This window comes from Bradyrhizobium genosp. SA-3, assembly GCF_004212635.1.
GTDB lineage: Bacteria > Pseudomonadota > Alphaproteobacteria > Rhizobiales > Xanthobacteraceae > Bradyrhizobium.
On sequence record NZ_PSRT01000081.1, the window covers coordinates 22,383 to 38,379 of the forward strand.

The following is a 15,997-nucleotide window of genomic DNA, read 5'->3' on the forward strand; positions in this document are numbered from 1 at the left end:
AGCGAACGGCGCCACGGTATGGTTAACGGCCTTAACGAGATCTTGCCGCTCCACTGCCCGGTCATGTCCCGGCATTGCGACGGGGCTGATGGAAACACTCTGAAACAAAAATCTTCGCCATTTGGCCCGAATCTTGGACAAACAAAGCGCATGGCCATTCCCAATCCCAACATCCTGGTCGTCGAGGACGACCGCGAAACCCGGACGTTGATTGCGAAGTACCTGCGCAACAACGCCTGCAACGTCACCGCCGTGAGCGATGGCCGCGAGATGTCGCGCGCCATGGCCGACCATCGCGTCGACCTGATCATTCTCGACGTCATGCTGCCGGGCGAGGACGGCCTCAGCCTGTGCCGCAAGGTGCGCGCGGAGGCGCAGACGCCGATCATCATGCTGACCGCGCGTGGCGAGGACGTCGACCGCATCGTCGGCCTCGAGATGGGCGCGGACGATTATCTGCCGAAACCGTTCAACCCGCGCGAGCTGCTCGCCCGCATCAACGCGGTGCTGCGCCGCCAGGCCGCCGCGCAGGCGGCGAGCACGATCGAAGGCGCCTCCACGCTCGCCTTCGAGGGCTGGCGTATCGACCTGCGCCTGCGCGAATTGCGCAATCCGGAAGGCGCGCGCGTCGCGGTGACCAGCGCCGAATTCGATCTGCTCAGGACGTTCTGCGAGCGGCCCGGCCGCGTGCTGTCGCGCGACAGCCTGCTTGACCTCACGCAGGGCCGCAACACCGGCTCGTTCGAACGCTCCATTGACGTGCTGGTCAGCCGCATCCGCCGCAAGATCGAGCCCAATCCGGCCGATCCGACCATGATCAAGACGGTGCGCTCCGGCGGCTATCTGTTCACGCCGAGGACGGAAGCGGTGACCGCGCCCCTGAGCAGCTGAAGGGCGCGCCGACGATGAAGCCGTTCGGGTTCTTCCATCTCAAGGGGATCGGCGGGCAGATCGCCGCGCTGGTGCTGGCTTCGACCGTCGCGCTGCATCTCGTCGTCACCACCGCCTTTCTGATCAGCCGGCCGGACCGCCCGGACACCCCGCCGGACGGCGCCCATCAATTGACCGATGCTGCGCTGCTGCTCGGCGCGGCCGATGCCAGCGAGCGACCGCGCCTCGTCGCCGACCTCGCGCGCGCCTTCCCCAGGCTCGGCATCGAGATGCTCGCCCCCGGGTCGGTGATCGAGTCGGGCGACGGCGCCCACCTGTTCGGGATGCGCCGTCATCTCGGGCGCGGCTACAAGGTGATGCAGCTCGCCGCCGAGGGTCGCGCGCACCGCGTCGGGGTCGAATTGCCCGACGGCACCGTGATCACCGGCCACGTCGACGGCGGCCCGCGGCCGTGGTTCTGGGGCGCACCATGGCTGGTGACGCTGATGACCGCCTTCATCTGTATCACCGTGCTCGGCCTGTGGGCGGCGCGTGCGCTGGCCGCGCCGCTGTCGTCCTTCGCCAAGGCCGCGGAGAATTTCAGCCTGGACGGCACCGCCGAGCCGCTGCCCGAGCGCGGCCCGGAGGAGATCCGTTCGGTCGCGCGCGCGCTCAACCGCATGCATGAGCGGATCGCGCGGCTGATGTCGGATCGCACGCGGATGCTGGCTGCGATCAGCCACGATCTGCGCACGCCGATCACGCGCCTGAGGCTGCGCGCCGAGTTCATCGAGGACGAAGGCAACCGCAAGCGCATGCTGATCGATCTCGACCAGATGCGCTCGATGCTGGAATCCGTGCTGTCGCTGCTGCGCAACGACCGCAAGATCGAGGCGGTGACGCTGGTCGACATCGCCAGCACGCTGCAGCTCGTCGCCGACCAGTTCGGCGACATGGGCCATGTCGTGCATTATGACGGGCCGGCGTCCGCGACCGCCGCCGCGCGGCCCGACGATCTGCATCGCGGCGTCACCAACCTCGTCGAGAACGCCGTGCGCTTCGGCGCCGAGGTGACGATCCGCCTCGACGTCACGGGCACGACGCTCGTCATCGACGTCGAGGACGACGGACCCGGCATCTCGGACGCACGCAAGCAGGAGATGCTGGAGCCGTTCGTGCGCGGCGACGATGCGCGCACCATGGACGAGTCCACCGGCTTCGGGCTCGGCCTGTCGATCGCGCGCGCGATCGCGCTCGCGCATGGCGGCGAGCTGTCGCTGCACGACCGCGAGCCGCATGGCTTGATCGTGCGGATGCAATTGCCGATCTGGCAGGAGCCGCGGCTCGCCGCGTAGGGCGGATCAAGCCGCGAGCGGCGGGTGCACGACGGCCTCAGGCGCGAAGATCGCCACCGCCTCGAAGCGATAGTTGCAGGCGTGGCAGGTCCAGAGATAGGAGACGCGCCCCTCGCCCGGCTCGATCCAGTCCGGCTGCGGGATCGGCGTGCCGCATTGGGCACAGGGATTGTCTCTGGGGACATCGCCGAAATGTGCGTTGGCCATGTTCGATTTCGTCATGGCACCTCTCCCGTTTTGCAGCGTCTTCATACTCGCTTTCGCATCCCTGCGCGAATAGACAGGCATGCTGCCGCGAGCCGGGGTCGTTTGCCCCGAAGGTCCTGCTTCAAGGTTCTCCTGCGCCAGCTTTGCGTCGTAACGACGGCCCGGCGCTGCAAAATCGCCGATGGCGGCGTTTGGTCACATCATCGCCGCGTTCGGCAGGCCTAACGGCAGCCGGACGCAGGTCCGTCCGTTCTGCCGAGGAATATTTCAATGAAAATTTTGCGTATCGCCGTGCTCGCTGCGGCGGGGCTGATGATGGCGGAGGCGGCGAATGCCGGCGAAGTCGAATATGCCGAGATGGTCGCGGCCCATGCCCGCGCCGAGGGCGTGCCGGAGGCGCTGGTGCACCGTGTGATCATGCGCGAGAGCCGCTATCAGCCCGGCCTCGTCGGCCGTGGCGGCACCATCGGGCTGATGCAGATCAAGCTCGCGACCGCCCGCGGGGTCGGCTACACCGGCGATGCCGCCGGCCTGCGCGATCCCAACACCAACCTCACTTATGCGGTCAAATATCTCGCCGGCGCCTATCGCGCCGCCAATGGCGACCACGCCCGAGCCGTGCGTTATTTCGCGGGCGGCTATTACTACGTTGCAAAGCGGCAGCGGCAGGAGGCCGTGCAGGTCGCGACGATGGGCGAGGCCAATATGGGCGAGACTTGGCTCGAGCCGAACGGCAACCCGCAGCCGATGTTCGGCACCGCCCCGCACAGGAAGCTGGCCCAGCGCGTCCGCAACGCCCGGGCGCAGGTTCCCGCACGCTAATCCGCCGTCATGGCCGGGCTTGTCCCGGCATGACGAACGCTCCGCGTTGACACCAGCTCCCACTGGCATACATTAGAGCCGTTCCGAGGGGTGCTCCGAGGAGGAGCTGAGATACCGCTAAATGGGCAATACCGCCCAGGACCGCGGTGACCCTTTGAACCTGATCCGGGTCATGCCGGCGAAGGGACAGGGATGTACCAAACCACCAAGCGGCCGGACTCACCGGTATCCATCATCGGCGCAGGCATCGCAGGGGCTTGGCAGGCCTTGCTGTTCGCGCAGGCCGGCCATGCCGTGACGTTACACGAGCGTGGTGACGCCGCCATGACCGACGCCACCAGCCACTGGGCCGGCGGCATGCTCGCGCCCTATTGCGAGGCGGAGGTCGCCGAACCCATCATCAGCCGCCTCGGCCTGCGCTCCCTCGACATCTGGCGCCGCGAATTGCCGGAAACGCCGTTCAACGGCTCGCTCGTCGTCGCCCATCCCCGCGAGCGCAATGATTTCGAGCGCTTTGCCCGGATGACCGAGGGCCACGAACGGCTCGATGCCGCCGGCCTCACCGCGCTGGAGCCGTCGCTGGAGGGCCGCTTCCGCGAGGCCCTGTTCTTCCCGAGCGAGGGCCATGTCGAGCCGCGCCGCGTGCTGCCGAAATTGCACGAGCGCATCCGCGCCGCCGGCGGCACCATCAAATTCTCCAGCGACGCTTCAGCCAAAGATCTCGACGGCATCGTGATCGACTGCCGCGGCCTTTCCACGCGCGACGAGCAGCCTGACTTACGCGGCGTCAAGGGCGAGATGATCCTGATCGAGACCAACGAGGTGCAGCTTGCGCGTCCGGTGCGGCTGATCCATCCGCGCTGGCCGCTCTACGTGATCCCGCGCGAGGACAACCTGTTCATGCTGGGCGCGACCTCGATCGAGGCCGAGGACACCGGCGTCAGCGTGCGCTCGGCGCTGGAGCTGTTAGGGGCCGCCTACGCGGTGCATCCGGCCTTCGGCGAAGCCCGCATCGTCGAATTCGGCTCCGGCCTTCGCCCCGCTTTTCCCGACAATTTGCCGCGCATCGGCATTCGTGACGGCAAGATCAGCGTCAACGGGCTCTACCGCCATGGCTTCCTGATCGCGCCGGCGCTCGCCGAGCTGACACTTGCCTACGTCCAGCGCGGCCAGATCGACAACGAGGTGATGCAGTGCGGGTGATCGTCAACGGCGAGCAGCGCGAGGTGGCTTCGGTCAGCGTCGACGCGCTGCTCACCGAGCTCGACTATGAGGGCACCCATTTCGCCATCGCGCTCAATTACGACGTCGTGCCGAAAAGCCGCTGGGCGGAAACGCAGCTGAATGCCGGCGACGAGATCGAGATCATCACGCCGCGGCAGGGAGGGTGAGGATGCGCAACACTCTATTCTCGTCGTCCCGGCGTAGGCCGGGACCCATACCGCGTGATCTCACCTGGGGCACGCGAGGAGAGACCGACCATCGCAACGCCCGTTCGTGGTTATGGGTCCCGGCCTACGCCGGGACGACGGTTGCATTTGAGGAAACACCGACATGGTGACCTTCTACGGCAAGACCTTCTCTTCCCGCCTGCTGATCGGCAGCGCGCTCTATCCCTCGCCGGCGATCATGCAGGCGGCGATCCGCGCCTCCGGCTCCAACATCGTCACGGTGTCGCTGCGGCGAGAATCCGCCGGCGGCAAGAGCGGGGACGCGTTCTGGAAGCTGATCCGCGAGCTCGACGTCACCGTGCTGCCGAACACCGCCGGCTGCCGCAGCGTGCGCGAGGCGGTGACGACCGCAAAACTCGCGCGCGAATTGTTCGGCACGAGCTGGATTAAGCTGGAGGTCATCGCCGACAACGACACGCTGCAGCCCGACGTCGTCGGCCTGGTCGAAGCCGCCAGCATCCTGATCAAGGACGGCTTTGAGGTCTTCCCCTATTGCACCGAGGATCTCTCGGTCGCCAACCGCCTGGTCGATGCCGGCTGCAAGGTGGTGATGCCGTGGGCCGCGCCGATCGGCAGTGCCAAGGGGATCATCAATCGCGATGCCCTCAAGCTGCTGCGCGAGCGGCTGCCTGACATCACGCTGGTGGTCGACGCCGGCTTAGGGGCGCCGAGCCACGCCGCCCACGCGCTCGAGCTCGGCTACGACGCCGTGCTGCTCAACACCGCCATCGCCAAAGCCGCCGATCCCGTCGCCATGGCCAGCGCCTTCCGCCTCGGTGTCGAGGCCGGCCGCACCGCGTACGAGGCCGGGCTGATGAACGCCCGCGACTTCGCCTCCCCCTCCACCCCTGTCGTTGGGACCCCGTTCTGGCATGCCGTATCCTGATCGTTTCTATCCCGTCGTCGACAGCCTTAAATGGGTCAAGCGCCTGACCAAGCTCGGCGTCGGCACCATCCAGCTGCGCGCCAAGGACCTCAACGACGCCGACGCGCTGCAGATCGTCACGGATGCGCTGGCGATCACCAAGGACACGCAGGCCAAGCTGGTCGTGAACGACTATTGGCGTGCGGCGGTCGTCGCCGGCGCAAAATATCTGCATCTCGGCCAGGAGGATCTCGCCGACGCCGACCTCAAGGCGATCCGCGAGGCCGGGCTGTCCCTCGGCATCTCCACCCATGACGACGCCGAGCTCGCGACCGCGCTCGAAGCCAAGCCCGACTACGTCGCGCTCGGCCCGATCTTCTTCACCACGCTGAAATCGATGCGCTTCGAGCCGCAGGGCATTCCAAAAATCACGGAATGGAAGCAGCGCATCGGCAACATTCCGCTGGTCGCGATCGGCGGCATCAAGTTCGAGCACGCCGCCGAGATCTTTGCCGCAGGCGCGGATTCCATCGCCGTCGTGTCCGACGTCACCCAGAACGCCGATCCCGATGCCCGCGTGCGGCAGTGGCTCGGCCTGTCCAAGGAGGCTGCGTGATGCATGTCCCGCTCTCTCCACCCGTCATTGCGAGGAGCCCTTGCGACGAAGCAATCCAGACTGCTTCCGCGGAAACATTTCTGGATTGCTTCGCTGCGCTCGCAATGACGGAGAACTTCGTCGCCAGCGTCGCCCAGACGCACGCACAACAGAATTAAACGGAGGCCCCCATGAACATCCGCTCCAACCCCGATAAGACCATCCCCGCCGTCACCACCGGCCCGCTTCCCTCCTCGCGGAAGATCTTCGCATCCCCTGACGCCGCGCCCGACCTGCGCGTGCCCTTGCGCGAGATCATCCTCTCCGAAGGCGCCGGCGAGCCGAACCTGCCGGTCTACGACACCTCGGGCCCCTACACCGACCCGAGCGTCACCATCGACGTCAACGCCGGCCTTGCCCGCAACCGCAAGCAATGGGTGCTGGAGCGCGGCGGTGTCGAGGAATATGAGGGCCGCCAGATCAAGCCGGAGGACAATGGCAGCGTCTCCACCGACAAGGCCGCGCGCGCCTTCTCGGCCTATCACAAACCCTTACGCGGCCTCGACGGCCACAAGGTGACCCAGCTCGAATTCGCCCGCGCCGGCATCATCACCAAGGAGATGATCTACGTCGCGGCGCGCGAGAATCTCGGCCGGAAGGCACAGCTCGAGCGCGCCGAAGCGGCCCTCGCCGACGGCGAAAGCTTTGGCGCCGCGGTGCCCGCCTTCATCACGCCGGAATTCGTCCGCGACGAGATCGCGCGCGGCCGCGCCATCATCCCCTCCAACATCAACCACTCCGAGCTCGAGCCGATGATCATCGGCCGCAACTTCCTGACCAAGATCAACGCCAATATCGGCAACTCGGCGGTAACGTCATCCGTCGAGGAAGAGGTCGAGAAGATGGTGTGGGCGATCCGCTGGGGCGCCGACACCGTGATGGACCTCTCCACGGGGCGCAACATCCACACCACCCGCGAATGGATCCTGCGCAACTCGCCGGTGCCGATCGGCACCGTGCCGATCTACCAGGCGCTGGAGAAGTGCAACGGCGATCCGGTGCAGCTCACCTGGGAGCTCTACAAGGACACGCTGATCGAGCAGTGCGAGCAGGGCGTCGACTATTTTACGATCCACGCCGGCGTGCGCCTGCAATACATTCACCTCACCGCCAACCGCGTCACCGGCATCGTCAGCCGCGGCGGCTCGATCATGGCGAAGTGGTGCCTGGCGCATCACAAGGAAAGCTTCCTCTATACGCATTTCGACGAGATCTGCGATCTCATGCGCAAGTATGACGTCTCGTTCTCGCTCGGCGACGGCCTGCGTCCGGGCTCGATCGCGGACGCCAACGACCGCGCGCAATTCGCCGAACTCGAGACGCTCGGCGAGCTCACGAAGATCGCGTGGGACAAGGGCTGCCAGGTCATGATCGAAGGCCCCGGCCACATCCCGATGCACAAGATCAAGATCAACGTCGACAAGCAGCTTAGGGAGTGCGGCGAAGCCCCGTTCTACACGCTGGGGCCGCTGACCACCGACATCGCGCCGGGCTATGACCACATCACCTCAGGGATCGGTGCGGCCATGATCGGCTGGTTCGGCTGCGCCATGCTCTGCTATGTCACGCCGAAGGAGCATCTGGGCCTGCCCGACCGCAACGACGTCAAGACCGGCGTCATCACCTACAAGATCGCCGCCCACGCCGCCGACCTCGCCAAGGGCCACCCCGCCGCGCAACTGCGCGACGACGCGCTCTCGCGCGCCCGCTTCGACTTCCGCTGGACCGACCAGTTCAACCTCGGCCTCGATCCGGACACCGCGAAAAGCTTCCACGACGAGACCCTGCCTAAGGAAGCCCACAAGGTCGCCCATTTCTGCTCGATGTGCGGGCCAAAATTCTGCTCGATGAAGATCACGCAGGACGTGCGCGATTACGCCGCGACGCTGAATGATCCGAACTCGGTGGGCATGTCGATGGCCGGCACCGTCGAGGACGGCATGGCGAAGATGAGCGCGAAGTTCAAGGAGATGGGAAGCAGCGTGTATCTGGATGCGGAGAAGGTGAAGGAGAGTAACCGGGTGCTGTGAGGCCCTGGCTCTAGATATCTCATTGCAAGCAAGGCCGGGCTCATGCCCGGCCTTTTCTCTAAGGGATCATTCCTCGAACAACTCCTTGAACAGCGTCTTCGCGCGTTCGAGTCCCTCCTCCGTGAACACTACCGACTTCACCTTGCCAACGGGATCATCAATCATTCCCTTGTCATGAAGGCGGCCGAGCACATCCCAGTCAAATCCCTTCCATGCCCGATAACCATCGTGCAGTGTCAGATAGAGCAAGGCCAACGCTGCGTCATCGATCTTGTCCTTGTTGATCGCCATCTTGATCTCCCACAGAGCCGATTGAGATTATCCTATTCGGCAATAGGCAATTCGCAACGCGCCTCCAACGGCCGCAAGCGACTTAACGAGCTCATTGGTCTACGGATATGCTCGACACAGAACGCGACCGCCTCCCCGACCAGCTCCGTCCCAACCTCCGCCTCGTCTTCGTCGGCACCGCCGCCTCGACGCGCTCGGCGGAGCTCGGGCACTATTACGCCCATCCCGGCAACCGCTTCTGGCGCGCGATCCATGAGGCCGGGATTACGCCGCGGCGCTATCAGCCGGGCGAGTTCGCAGCGCTGATCGCGCTCGGGATCGGCTTCACCGATCTCTCCAAGTCGGGCGCCGGGATGGATCACCAGATCGCGACGGAGACGATCGACGTGCCGGGGTTCAGGGCCAAGATGGAAAAGTATCGGCCGCGGACGATTGCGTTCACGAGCAAGAAGGCGGCGACCTTGTTTTATGGCAGGCCGTCGCGCGTGATTGCGCTCGGGCGGCAGAAGCGCGGTGAGTATCCAGCGGAGGTATTCGTGCTGCCGTCGCCGTCGGGCGCGGCGTCGGGGCATTGGACGCTGGAGCCGTGGCGCGAGCTGGCGGCGTGGATTGGTCGTGAGGTGGGCTGATCGCGCCCGCCCTCAGGCGTCGTCCCGGCGGAGGCCGGGACCCATAGCCACAGGGAGAAGTTTGGCGAAGACTCGTCGTTCGGTACTGCGACCGTCTGCAACAGATGAATCACGCGGTATGGGTCCCGGCCTTCGCCGGGACGACACCGTGGGTTGGGACATATGGCGCTGGCCAAATCGGAGTCGGATGGCTTGTCGGAATCCGCACCCGTCGTTCGTCCTCCGGCTGCAAAGCGCGATCACCCGGAGTCCCCAGATGCTTCCAACCATCACCGCCTTCGAAAACTCCCCCGATCGCGGCCGCGGGCAGGCGCGCGACATGCGGGTCCGTTGGGCGCTTGAGGAAGTCGGCCAGCCCTACGACGTCCGCCTCGTCTCGTTCGAGCAGATGAAGCAGCCGGCGTACCGTGCGCTGCATCCGTTCGGGCAGATCCCGACCTTTGAAGACGGCGATCTTGCCCTGTTCGAGTCCGGCGCGATCGTGCTCCATATCTCCGAGCGTCATGCCGGACTGCTGCCGGTCGAGCCGAACGCGAGGAGCCGCGCGATCGCGTGGATGTTTGCCGCACTCAGCACGGTGGAGCCGCCGATCATCGAGCTCGCCATGGCGATGCTGTTCGAGCGCGACAAGAGCTGGTACGCGGAGCGCCTGCCCATGCTTCAAGATCGCGTCCGTATCAGGCTCGGCGAACTGTCCCGCCACCTCGGCGATGCCGACTGGCTCGACGGCGCCTTCAGCGCCGGCGATCTCCTGATGGTGACGGTGCTGCGCCGGCTGAACACATCGGGCCTGCTGGATGAATATCCTGAGATCGCCGCCTATGTCGCCCGCGGCGAAGCGCGGCCGGCCTTCAGGCGGGCTTTCGATGCGCAACTGGCGGTGTTCAACGCGGCGTCGCGTTCGTAGGGTGGGTTAGCCTCGCGGCTGCGCGAAGCGCAGTCCGCGCGGCGTAACCCACCGCTTCTATCGCCGCGGACGCTGAAGTGGTGGGTTACGCCTTGCACCGTCGCGAGCCGGACGACCGCGCGCGTGAGCGGCTAACCCACCCTACGAGATCAGCATCGCACTCCGCCCATTGCGTCTGCCACGGCGCCCCTGCATGCTGGCCCTGCCAACACAGAGGAGCCGCCGCCCATGCTGACCCTCTACTCCTACCCAGAACTCTTCGGCGTCGCCGACAACAACGGCTACGGCCTCAAGGTCTACGCCTTCTTCAAACTCGCGGGCGTGCCGTTCGTGCACGAGCATGTGTTCGATGCCTCCGCCGCGCCGCGCGGGCAGCTGCCTTACATCGTCGACGACGGCGAGACCATCGGCGACAGCGAGGCCATCATCGCGCACGCGATCGCAAAATATCTCCTCACCATCGATGCCTTGCTCTCGCCGGAACAGCGACGCACCAATCATCTCGTCACGCGCATGCTGGACGATCTCTACTGGGTGATGTCGTATTCGCGCTGGAAGGACGAGCGCTATTATCCGGCGTTCCGCGATGCCTTCATCGCGCAGCATCCGCAGATCGACGCGGCCGGCTTTGAGAAGGCCAAGGCCTACAACGCGCAACGCTATCATTTCCAGGGCATCGGCCGCTACACGCCCGAGCAGGCTTACGCGCGGGGGCTTGCCGATCTCAAGGTGCTGGCCGGGATCGTGCCGGCTGCCGGCTATGTGCATGGCGCGGCGCCAACGAGCATCGATGCCGGCATCTACGGCTTCATCGCCAACATCCACTACTCTCCGATCCCGACGCCACTGAAGGCCTTCGTCGATGCGCACGCAAACCTCGTCGCGCATTGCGAGCGGATTCATGCGGCGGTGAGATCGTAGATTGTAGGGTGGGTTAGCTTCGGGCTGCGCGAAGCGCAGTCTGGAGCGTAACCCACCACTGTTCGCCTCCGCGGATCCCAAAGAGGCGGGTTACGCCTGGCGGACTGCGCTTTGCGCATCCGCAAGGCTAACCCACCCTACACAACCTGCCCTACCGCATCGTGATCGCAAGCCCGCTGAGATCCGCATTCGCCATCAACCCGACCTGCCGGCCGGTCAATTCCAGCACCGCGCCCTTCTGGTTGGTCAGCACGATGGCGCGGGCGCCGGCGCCGACGGCAAGGCCGGCACCGGCGGCGCCGTAGACGCCGGCGACATCCGAGGGGCGGTTGATGTTGGAGACGCGGCCGCGCAGCACGGTTTTCGAGCCGCCGAACACGAGACCATAGTCCAGGCCGCCGGTGGAGAGCCCATAGGTGCGGCCGCGGAAATTGAGCACGCCGCTCCCGCCCGAGCCGCCGATGATCCAGCCCGCCTTGTAGATCGTCAGCGTCACGAAACCGCTGTCGGCCCGTGCCGCCGTCGAGAGGCCGGCCAGGGCGGCGATGGCGACCAGCGCGGCGCGGAAGATGGATGCGAGCTTCATAGGGATCTCCGGGGGCTATTTTTCAAGGCAGGATTCGAATCAGACGCGACAAATCTATCCGATCGATCGCGGCGGCAACATGATGGCGGCGCGTGAGGCGTGAGATGCAGCGTTGCATTCAACTGTCATCGCCCGCGCAGGCGGGCGATCAAGTATTCCAGAGGCGGTCGTTGTTGAGCCGAGCAGCCGCGGCGTACTGTGGATGCCCCGGTCAAGCCGGGGCAGGACGGCGGAGTTTGGTCCACAAAGGCAATCTCGCCATCATGCAATTCTGCCAGTGTTTTGCCCGACGAGTCAACTTTTATTTCGGACTTGCCGAAAATACTGATAAGCCTGGCCTTTTCTACTGTGCATGGGGTTGTTTTCGCATTTTTTGTTTTGAGCGGCCCCGGCCTGCCGCTACGCTCATGCGTCTATCGACCATCCCCGAGGTGATGCCATGCCGATCCAGCATTTCGCGCCCCCGCCGCATGTCAAGGCGCCGCCGCTGTCTTTTGCCACCCGCGTTGGCGATCTCCTGTTCGTCTCCGGCATTCCCGGCTTCGACGCCAATGGTGCGCTGCCCGATGGGTTCGAGGCGCAGTTCGCCAACGTCGTCGTCAACATCAAGCGGGTGCTGGTCGATGCAGGCGCGAGCATGCACGACCTCGTCAAGGTCAACGTGCTCCTGACACGCGCCTCGGACGTTGCCGCCATGAACGCGCTCTATGCCGGCACCTTTGGCCCGCCGCCCTACCCCGCGCGCACAACTTGCGTGGTGCAGGCGCTGCCCGATCCGAAGATGCTGATCGAGATCGAGGCGGTGGCGTCGCTTTCGAAGTGAGCAACGCTTAAGCACGTGTGACCTGTCGGGCACGCGGCCAAACCAAATGCGCGGCAGCAACTGACATGTCCGTGAACGGCCGCTCCCCGGCTTGCAAAGACCCTGCTTTTCCCGCACGAATTTTCGGATCCCACTTCCCCCACAAGGAGATACTTCATGCGTCGCGCACTCGCGCTCTGTGCCGTTGCCGGCATCGCTTCGTCCGTGTTCGCCGTGCCCGCCTCGGCGAAGGTCGGCTATTACGTGATCCGCTGGGACAACACCGGCATCTGCCAGGTCTGGAACGAGGACCTGCAGTACAAGCCGTTCCAGTGGGGGGTGTCGACCTACAAGATCGTCAGCAAGCCGCTTCCGACTTTCCAGGAAGCGTCGGATCTCCAGATCAAGATGCGGTCGGACCGCCGTTGCACGCTCTGAACTGACGCAACGGATCGGATCTGAAGGGCGGGTCGCGCGAGCGATCCGCTCTTTTCCTTTTGCGGCGGCCTTAGAGCATGATCCGGAAAAGTGTGTAGCGGTTTTCCGAAAGACCATGCTCAGACAATAACCTAAAGCGCGATGACGATTCATCCTGATCGCGCTTTGGCGTTTTCCCGCCAAAATCGCGCATTTTCCCGCGCGCCCGCTTTGAACCTGACCGGCCGGCGGAACTACTCACATCTTGTCCGGGGCGCAGGCCCAAAAGCGTCCCGCACCGGCCCTCCCATCATTGTCGGGAGGCGCATCCCCATCTTTCATTTTGAGGAGCTGATCATGCGTCGTATTTCCGTGCTCTGCGCTGCCGTCGGTCTTGCCGTCACTGCGTTCGTCGCTGCGAGCCCAGCCGAAGCCAGCTATCACCTGATCCGTTGGCAGGACACCGGCTTCTGCCAGATCTGGGACGAGAGCATCCCGACCACGCCGTGGCCGTCCGACTACTCCCGCGTCAGCGCGACCGTGCCGACCTTCGGCGATGCGCTGATGTTGAAGGATCAGGCGCTCATGAACGGCCACTGCACCTGGTAACAATTCGATCGGCGGACGAAGAGCCGGGCAAGGACCTCGCGTCCTTGCCCGAGTTTTTTTTCGAGCTGCGTGAGCAGAAATCGTAGGGTGGGCAAAGCGGAAGTGCCCACCAATTTCGTCCGTGAAGAAAATGGTGGGCATGGCGCTTTGCGCTTTTGCCCACCCTACGAGATATCGCCAGGCGCCCTCACGCGTCCTTGTGCGCGCCGGGATGGATCAGGATGTCGCGCGCGGCGGCGAGGTCGATGAAGGCTTGCGCGCTGCCGCCATGGTCGGGATGCATGCCCTTGGCTGCGCGGCGATAGGCTTGATTGATATCCTCGCAAGTGAGCTGCACTGCGAGGGGCAGGCCGAGCACCTTGCGGGCGCGATCCTCGCTCGACAGCTTCTTCGGCATGGCATTGCGGCGACCGAAGCGCGGCGCGGTCAGATCATGAATGACCTCGAGCACCACACTGATGCGGCGCTGGGCCGCCAGCGTGACGCTGTGATCGTCATTGTCGACGGCTTGGCGCAGCACCGGAAGCGCCTGCTCCGCCGCCTGGCGCAGCGTGACGTCACTGCTCATCCGCGCGATTTCGGCCACGAGCCGGCCGGCCTCGGCCCAATCGGCCGACTGCGCCGACCGCAGGCGTTCGAGTGCGAGTTTCCAGGATTCAAGCCGTTCCATCATGCGCGCAACGTTTAGCAATGAAGATCAGTATGCCAAGGCCGCCGTTTCCGACCCCTTAATTTCGAGTTAGCTTTTCGTGAAACTTCGAAACAAAATCGGGAGGAAACTGTCATGGCACTGCTCGCAAACCACATCGCCGTCGTCACCGGCGCCGGTTCCGGCATCGGCCGGGCGATTGCGGCCGGCTATGCGCGGGAAGGCGCGCAAGTGGTGCTGCTCGACGTCAATGCCGACACGGTCGCGAAGGCCGCCCAGGAAATCCGCAAAGCCGGCGGCAAGGCCGAGAGCTTTGCGCTGGACGTGACCAGGCGCGACGATTGCTTCGCGCTGGCAAAGCAGGTCGCGGACAAGGTCGGGCAGGTCTCGATCCTCGTCAACAATGCCGGCATCACCCGCCGCAACGCCTTCACCGCCGAGACGGAGACGGTGGCGAAGGACTGGAACGACATCATCTCGCTCAACCTCAACGGCGTCTTCAACATGACGCAGGCGTTCCTGGCGCCCCTCCGCGCAAGCAAAGGGCGCATCGTCAATATCGGCTCGATCCAGTCCTTCGTGCATCTGCGCACGCCGAGCTCGGCGGCCTATACGACCTCGAAGCACGGCGTGCTCGGCTTCACCAAGGCGCTCGCGGTCGAGCTCGGCAAGGAAGGCGTACGCGTCAACGCGATCGGGCCCGGCTTCATCGAGACCAACATCAACGCCAATGTGCGCGCGACCAATCCGGCGCTGGTGCAGGCCTTCGTCGATCACACTCCGCTGGCGCGCACCGGCAAGCCCGAGGACATCGTCGGCCCCGCGATCTTCCTGGCCTCGGATCTGTCGGCCTATGTCACCGGAACGATCGTGATGGTGGACGGCGGATATCGGACGGTGTGAGCGGACGCGGAAGCTCTTACCACTGGCTCAGTGTCATCGTCCGCGTACACCTGCGTCGCGCAAGATAGGCCCGCATCACCATGCATCCCGCGCCAATCGCGGCGGCTTCGCGGCATTCCTGAGGTCAATTGGTGCGATCGCCCGCGGTTAACTTTTCATTAACCAAACCGGACCACCGTGGATTCACGGCTTGGGGGTCGTTTGTTCTCGATCCGCTTCCAACGGTGGAAGCGGGCGTTGATCGGGGAGTGTATTGATGACCACTGTTCATGTCGCTGCGTCCGAACCGGGCGCGCAATTCCTTGCACCGAACCAGATCGTTCCGTTGCTGATCGGCGCCACCGTCGACGAGGTCGAGCGCGAGCTCGTGCTTCAGACGCTGGCGCGATGCGACGGCAACCGCACGCGCGCCTCGCGCGTGCTCGGCCTGTCGGTGCGCACGCTGCGCAACAAGATCCGGATCTATGCCGCCTCCGGAATCGAAGTGCCCGCCTATCAGGATTAGCGGGTGACATCAGTCCGCCCGCGACGACGCGCTGCGCGACAAGCGGCGCAGCTCGTGCCGCAGGCACACGCCTGCGATGACCGCAAGCGCGATCATCGCGACCGAGGCGGCAATCAGCTCGATCGCGCGGAGACAGAAGGCGGTTATGACAGCCCATAACGGTTGCGGCTCTTCGGCGAATGCGACCGGCACGATGTCGGGCACCAGCAGGTGAGCGAGGCCGAGTGAGGCGACGAGAATGACAGCGAACAGGCAAAAGACTTTCCACGCTGCGCGCATCGTTTGCTCCTCGCACGGGGTGTGGCCGTGCGCGATCGATGACACGGCGGTTCGTGCCACCGATTGATGTTGATCAAGCCCGGCGCAATGCGCGGGCGGAATTGCTGCTGTCGTCAAACGCCGCTAAGTAGCTTGCTTCCGTGAAAGGGGAGCAGTGGCGTGGCAGACGATCAGGGACGACGGCAGGGACCTCAGGGACCGCGCGGGCGGCAGGGCGAACCGGGACGGCCGGGACCGCAGGGTC

General features: G+C 65.0%; 21 protein-coding genes and 1 riboswitch. Of the genes, 16 read left to right on the forward strand and 5 right to left on the reverse strand.

Annotation, left to right across the window (positions count from 1 at the left end):
* Positions 1–150 precede the first annotated feature (150 nt).
* A complete protein-coding gene (locus CWO91_RS26055) occupies positions 151–891 on the forward strand; it encodes a response regulator (RefSeq protein ID WP_130217525.1) in 741 nt (246 codons plus the stop codon).
* A 14-nt stretch (positions 892–905) separates the two neighbouring features.
* Complete coding sequence (locus CWO91_RS26060) at positions 906–2,225, forward strand: ATP-binding protein (protein ID WP_130217527.1); 1,320 nt, start codon at positions 906–908, stop codon at positions 2,223–2,225.
* Between the two features lie 6 nt (positions 2,226–2,231).
* Here CWO91_RS26060 and CWO91_RS26065 read toward each other — a convergent pair whose 3' ends face one another.
* Positions 2,232–2,447 carry a hypothetical protein gene (locus CWO91_RS26065; RefSeq protein ID WP_165405709.1) on the reverse strand — a complete coding sequence of 72 codons (216 nt, stop codon included), beginning with the start codon at positions 2,445–2,447 and terminating at the stop codon, positions 2,232–2,234.
* A 255-nt stretch (positions 2,448–2,702) separates the two neighbouring features.
* On the opposite strand from CWO91_RS26065, the gene CWO91_RS26070 reads away from it, so the two are divergent.
* The 6 genes from CWO91_RS26070 (at position 2,703) to thiC (ending at position 8,255) form a co-directional block, all read left to right on the forward strand.
* Entirely contained in the window at positions 2,703–3,254 is a 552-nt protein-coding gene (locus CWO91_RS26070; RefSeq protein WP_130217531.1) for a lytic transglycosylase domain-containing protein, read from the forward strand.
* Positions 3,255–3,330: 76 nt separating this feature from the next.
* Positions 3,331–3,459, forward strand: a riboswitch (TPP riboswitch).
* Positions 3,447–4,457 carry an FAD-dependent oxidoreductase gene (locus tag CWO91_RS26075; protein ID WP_130217533.1) on the forward strand — a complete coding sequence of 337 codons (1,011 nt, stop codon included), beginning with the start codon at positions 3,447–3,449 and terminating at the stop codon, positions 4,455–4,457. It overlaps the preceding riboswitch by 13 nt.
* On the forward strand, positions 4,448–4,645 hold the full coding sequence (thiS, locus tag CWO91_RS26080; protein WP_130217535.1) for a sulfur carrier protein ThiS: 198 nt from the start codon (positions 4,448–4,450) through the stop codon (positions 4,643–4,645). The genes CWO91_RS26075 and thiS overlap by 10 nt, the downstream gene beginning before the upstream one ends.
* A 163-nt stretch (positions 4,646–4,808) precedes the next feature.
* The gene (locus CWO91_RS26085) at positions 4,809–5,591 is read left to right on the forward strand and encodes a thiazole synthase (protein ID WP_130217537.1); all 783 of its coding nucleotides are present in this window, start codon (positions 4,809–4,811) and stop codon (positions 5,589–5,591) included.
* Complete coding sequence (locus CWO91_RS26090; RefSeq protein WP_130217539.1) at positions 5,578–6,186, forward strand: thiamine phosphate synthase; 609 nt, start codon at positions 5,578–5,580, stop codon at positions 6,184–6,186. Before CWO91_RS26085 ends, CWO91_RS26090 begins: the two co-directional genes overlap by 14 nt.
* 170 nt (positions 6,187–6,356) lie before the next feature.
* The gene (thiC, locus tag CWO91_RS26095) at positions 6,357–8,255 is read left to right on the forward strand and encodes a phosphomethylpyrimidine synthase ThiC (RefSeq protein ID WP_130217541.1); all 1,899 of its coding nucleotides are present in this window, start codon (positions 6,357–6,359) and stop codon (positions 8,253–8,255) included.
* A 66-nt stretch (positions 8,256–8,321) separates the two neighbouring features.
* Here thiC and CWO91_RS26100 read toward each other — a convergent pair whose 3' ends face one another.
* Entirely contained in the window at positions 8,322–8,546 is a 225-nt protein-coding gene (locus tag CWO91_RS26100) for a DUF6429 family protein (RefSeq protein WP_035712512.1), read from the reverse strand.
* 107 nt (positions 8,547–8,653) lie between these two features.
* On the opposite strand from CWO91_RS26100, the gene CWO91_RS26105 reads away from it, so the two are divergent.
* The 3 genes from CWO91_RS26105 to CWO91_RS26120 all read left to right on the forward strand — a co-directional run bounded on the left by CWO91_RS26105 (position 8,654) and on the right by CWO91_RS26120 (position 11,003).
* Complete coding sequence (locus CWO91_RS26105) at positions 8,654–9,175, forward strand: mismatch-specific DNA-glycosylase (RefSeq protein ID WP_130217543.1); 522 nt, start codon at positions 8,654–8,656, stop codon at positions 9,173–9,175.
* 256 nt (positions 9,176–9,431) lie between these two features.
* The gene (locus CWO91_RS26115; protein ID WP_165405710.1) at positions 9,432–10,082 is read left to right on the forward strand and encodes a glutathione S-transferase family protein; all 651 of its coding nucleotides are present in this window, start codon (positions 9,432–9,434) and stop codon (positions 10,080–10,082) included.
* Between the two features lie 228 nt (positions 10,083–10,310).
* A complete protein-coding gene (locus CWO91_RS26120; protein WP_130217545.1) occupies positions 10,311–11,003 on the forward strand; it encodes a glutathione S-transferase family protein in 693 nt (230 codons plus the stop codon).
* Between the two features lie 151 nt (positions 11,004–11,154).
* Here CWO91_RS26120 and CWO91_RS26125 read toward each other — a convergent pair whose 3' ends face one another.
* Positions 11,155–11,589 carry a hypothetical protein gene (locus tag CWO91_RS26125; protein WP_130217547.1) on the reverse strand — a complete coding sequence of 145 codons (435 nt, stop codon included), beginning with the start codon at positions 11,587–11,589 and terminating at the stop codon, positions 11,155–11,157.
* A gap of 439 nt (positions 11,590–12,028) precedes the next feature.
* Between CWO91_RS26125 and CWO91_RS26130 the strand changes: the two genes are divergently transcribed.
* The 3 genes from CWO91_RS26130 to CWO91_RS26140 all read left to right on the forward strand — a co-directional run bounded on the left by CWO91_RS26130 (position 12,029) and on the right by CWO91_RS26140 (position 13,417).
* Complete coding sequence (locus CWO91_RS26130) at positions 12,029–12,412, forward strand: RidA family protein (RefSeq protein WP_130217549.1); 384 nt, start codon at positions 12,029–12,031, stop codon at positions 12,410–12,412.
* A 156-nt stretch (positions 12,413–12,568) separates the two neighbouring features.
* Entirely contained in the window at positions 12,569–12,829 is a 261-nt protein-coding gene (locus tag CWO91_RS26135) for a hypothetical protein (RefSeq protein ID WP_130217551.1), read from the forward strand.
* Positions 12,830–13,165: 336 nt separating this feature from the next.
* Positions 13,166–13,417: a hypothetical protein gene (locus CWO91_RS26140; protein WP_091879390.1), complete on the forward strand. Its 252-nt coding sequence runs from the start codon at positions 13,166–13,168 to the stop codon at positions 13,415–13,417.
* 187 nt (positions 13,418–13,604) lie between these two features.
* Here the strand turns inward: CWO91_RS26140 and CWO91_RS26145 are convergent, their stop codons facing one another.
* Positions 13,605–14,090, reverse strand: a complete 486-nt coding sequence (locus CWO91_RS26145) for a molecular chaperone DnaJ (RefSeq protein WP_091879393.1) — start codon at positions 14,088–14,090, stop codon at positions 13,605–13,607.
* 111 nt (positions 14,091–14,201) lie between these two features.
* Here CWO91_RS26145 and CWO91_RS26150 point away from each other — a divergent pair, with 111 nt between their 5' ends.
* A complete protein-coding gene (locus CWO91_RS26150; RefSeq protein WP_130217552.1) occupies positions 14,202–14,969 on the forward strand; it encodes an SDR family NAD(P)-dependent oxidoreductase in 768 nt (255 codons plus the stop codon).
* 256 nt (positions 14,970–15,225) lie between these two features.
* Positions 15,226–15,474, forward strand: coding sequence for a helix-turn-helix domain-containing protein (locus CWO91_RS26155; RefSeq protein ID WP_130217554.1), 249 nt, complete (start codon positions 15,226–15,228; stop codon positions 15,472–15,474).
* 9 nt (positions 15,475–15,483) lie between these two features.
* Here CWO91_RS26155 and CWO91_RS26160 read toward each other — a convergent pair whose 3' ends face one another.
* A complete protein-coding gene (locus CWO91_RS26160; protein WP_130217556.1) occupies positions 15,484–15,753 on the reverse strand; it encodes a hypothetical protein in 270 nt (89 codons plus the stop codon).
* Between the last annotated feature and the right edge of the window lie 244 nt (positions 15,754–15,997).

Bases quoted from the DNA above. Each gene is read 5' to 3' on its own strand.
- CWO91_RS26055 (WP_130217525.1), top strand. From the start codon at position 151: ATGGCCATTCCCAATCCCAACATCCTGGTCGTCGAGGACGACCGCGAA.
- CWO91_RS26060 (WP_130217527.1), top strand. From the start codon at position 906: ATGAAGCCGTTCGGGTTCTTCCATCTCAAGGGGATCGGCGGGCAGATC.
- CWO91_RS26065 (WP_165405709.1), bottom strand. From the start codon at position 2,447: ATGACGAAATCGAACATGGCCAACGCACATTTCGGCGATGTCCCCAGA.
- CWO91_RS26070 (WP_130217531.1), top strand. From the start codon at position 2,703: ATGAAAATTTTGCGTATCGCCGTGCTCGCTGCGGCGGGGCTGATGATG.
- CWO91_RS26075 (WP_130217533.1), top strand. From the start codon at position 3,447: ATGTACCAAACCACCAAGCGGCCGGACTCACCGGTATCCATCATCGGC.
- CWO91_RS26085 (WP_130217537.1), top strand. From the start codon at position 4,809: ATGGTGACCTTCTACGGCAAGACCTTCTCTTCCCGCCTGCTGATCGGC.
- CWO91_RS26090 (WP_130217539.1), top strand. From the start codon at position 5,578: ATGCCGTATCCTGATCGTTTCTATCCCGTCGTCGACAGCCTTAAATGG.
- thiC (WP_130217541.1), top strand. From the start codon at position 6,357: ATGAACATCCGCTCCAACCCCGATAAGACCATCCCCGCCGTCACCACC.
- CWO91_RS26100 (WP_035712512.1), bottom strand. From the start codon at position 8,546: ATGGCGATCAACAAGGACAAGATCGATGACGCAGCGTTGGCCTTGCTC.
- CWO91_RS26105 (WP_130217543.1), top strand. From the start codon at position 8,654: ATGCTCGACACAGAACGCGACCGCCTCCCCGACCAGCTCCGTCCCAAC.
- CWO91_RS26115 (WP_165405710.1), top strand. From the start codon at position 9,432: ATGCTTCCAACCATCACCGCCTTCGAAAACTCCCCCGATCGCGGCCGC.
- CWO91_RS26120 (WP_130217545.1), top strand. From the start codon at position 10,311: ATGCTGACCCTCTACTCCTACCCAGAACTCTTCGGCGTCGCCGACAAC.
- CWO91_RS26125 (WP_130217547.1), bottom strand. From the start codon at position 11,589: ATGAAGCTCGCATCCATCTTCCGCGCCGCGCTGGTCGCCATCGCCGCC.
- CWO91_RS26130 (WP_130217549.1), top strand. From the start codon at position 12,029: ATGCCGATCCAGCATTTCGCGCCCCCGCCGCATGTCAAGGCGCCGCCG.
- CWO91_RS26135 (WP_130217551.1), top strand. From the start codon at position 12,569: ATGCGTCGCGCACTCGCGCTCTGTGCCGTTGCCGGCATCGCTTCGTCC.
- CWO91_RS26140 (WP_091879390.1), top strand. From the start codon at position 13,166: ATGCGTCGTATTTCCGTGCTCTGCGCTGCCGTCGGTCTTGCCGTCACT.
- CWO91_RS26145 (WP_091879393.1), bottom strand. From the start codon at position 14,090: ATGATGGAACGGCTTGAATCCTGGAAACTCGCACTCGAACGCCTGCGG.
- CWO91_RS26150 (WP_130217552.1), top strand. From the start codon at position 14,202: ATGGCACTGCTCGCAAACCACATCGCCGTCGTCACCGGCGCCGGTTCC.
- CWO91_RS26155 (WP_130217554.1), top strand. From the start codon at position 15,226: ATGACCACTGTTCATGTCGCTGCGTCCGAACCGGGCGCGCAATTCCTT.
- CWO91_RS26160 (WP_130217556.1), bottom strand. From the start codon at position 15,753: ATGCGCGCAGCGTGGAAAGTCTTTTGCCTGTTCGCTGTCATTCTCGTC.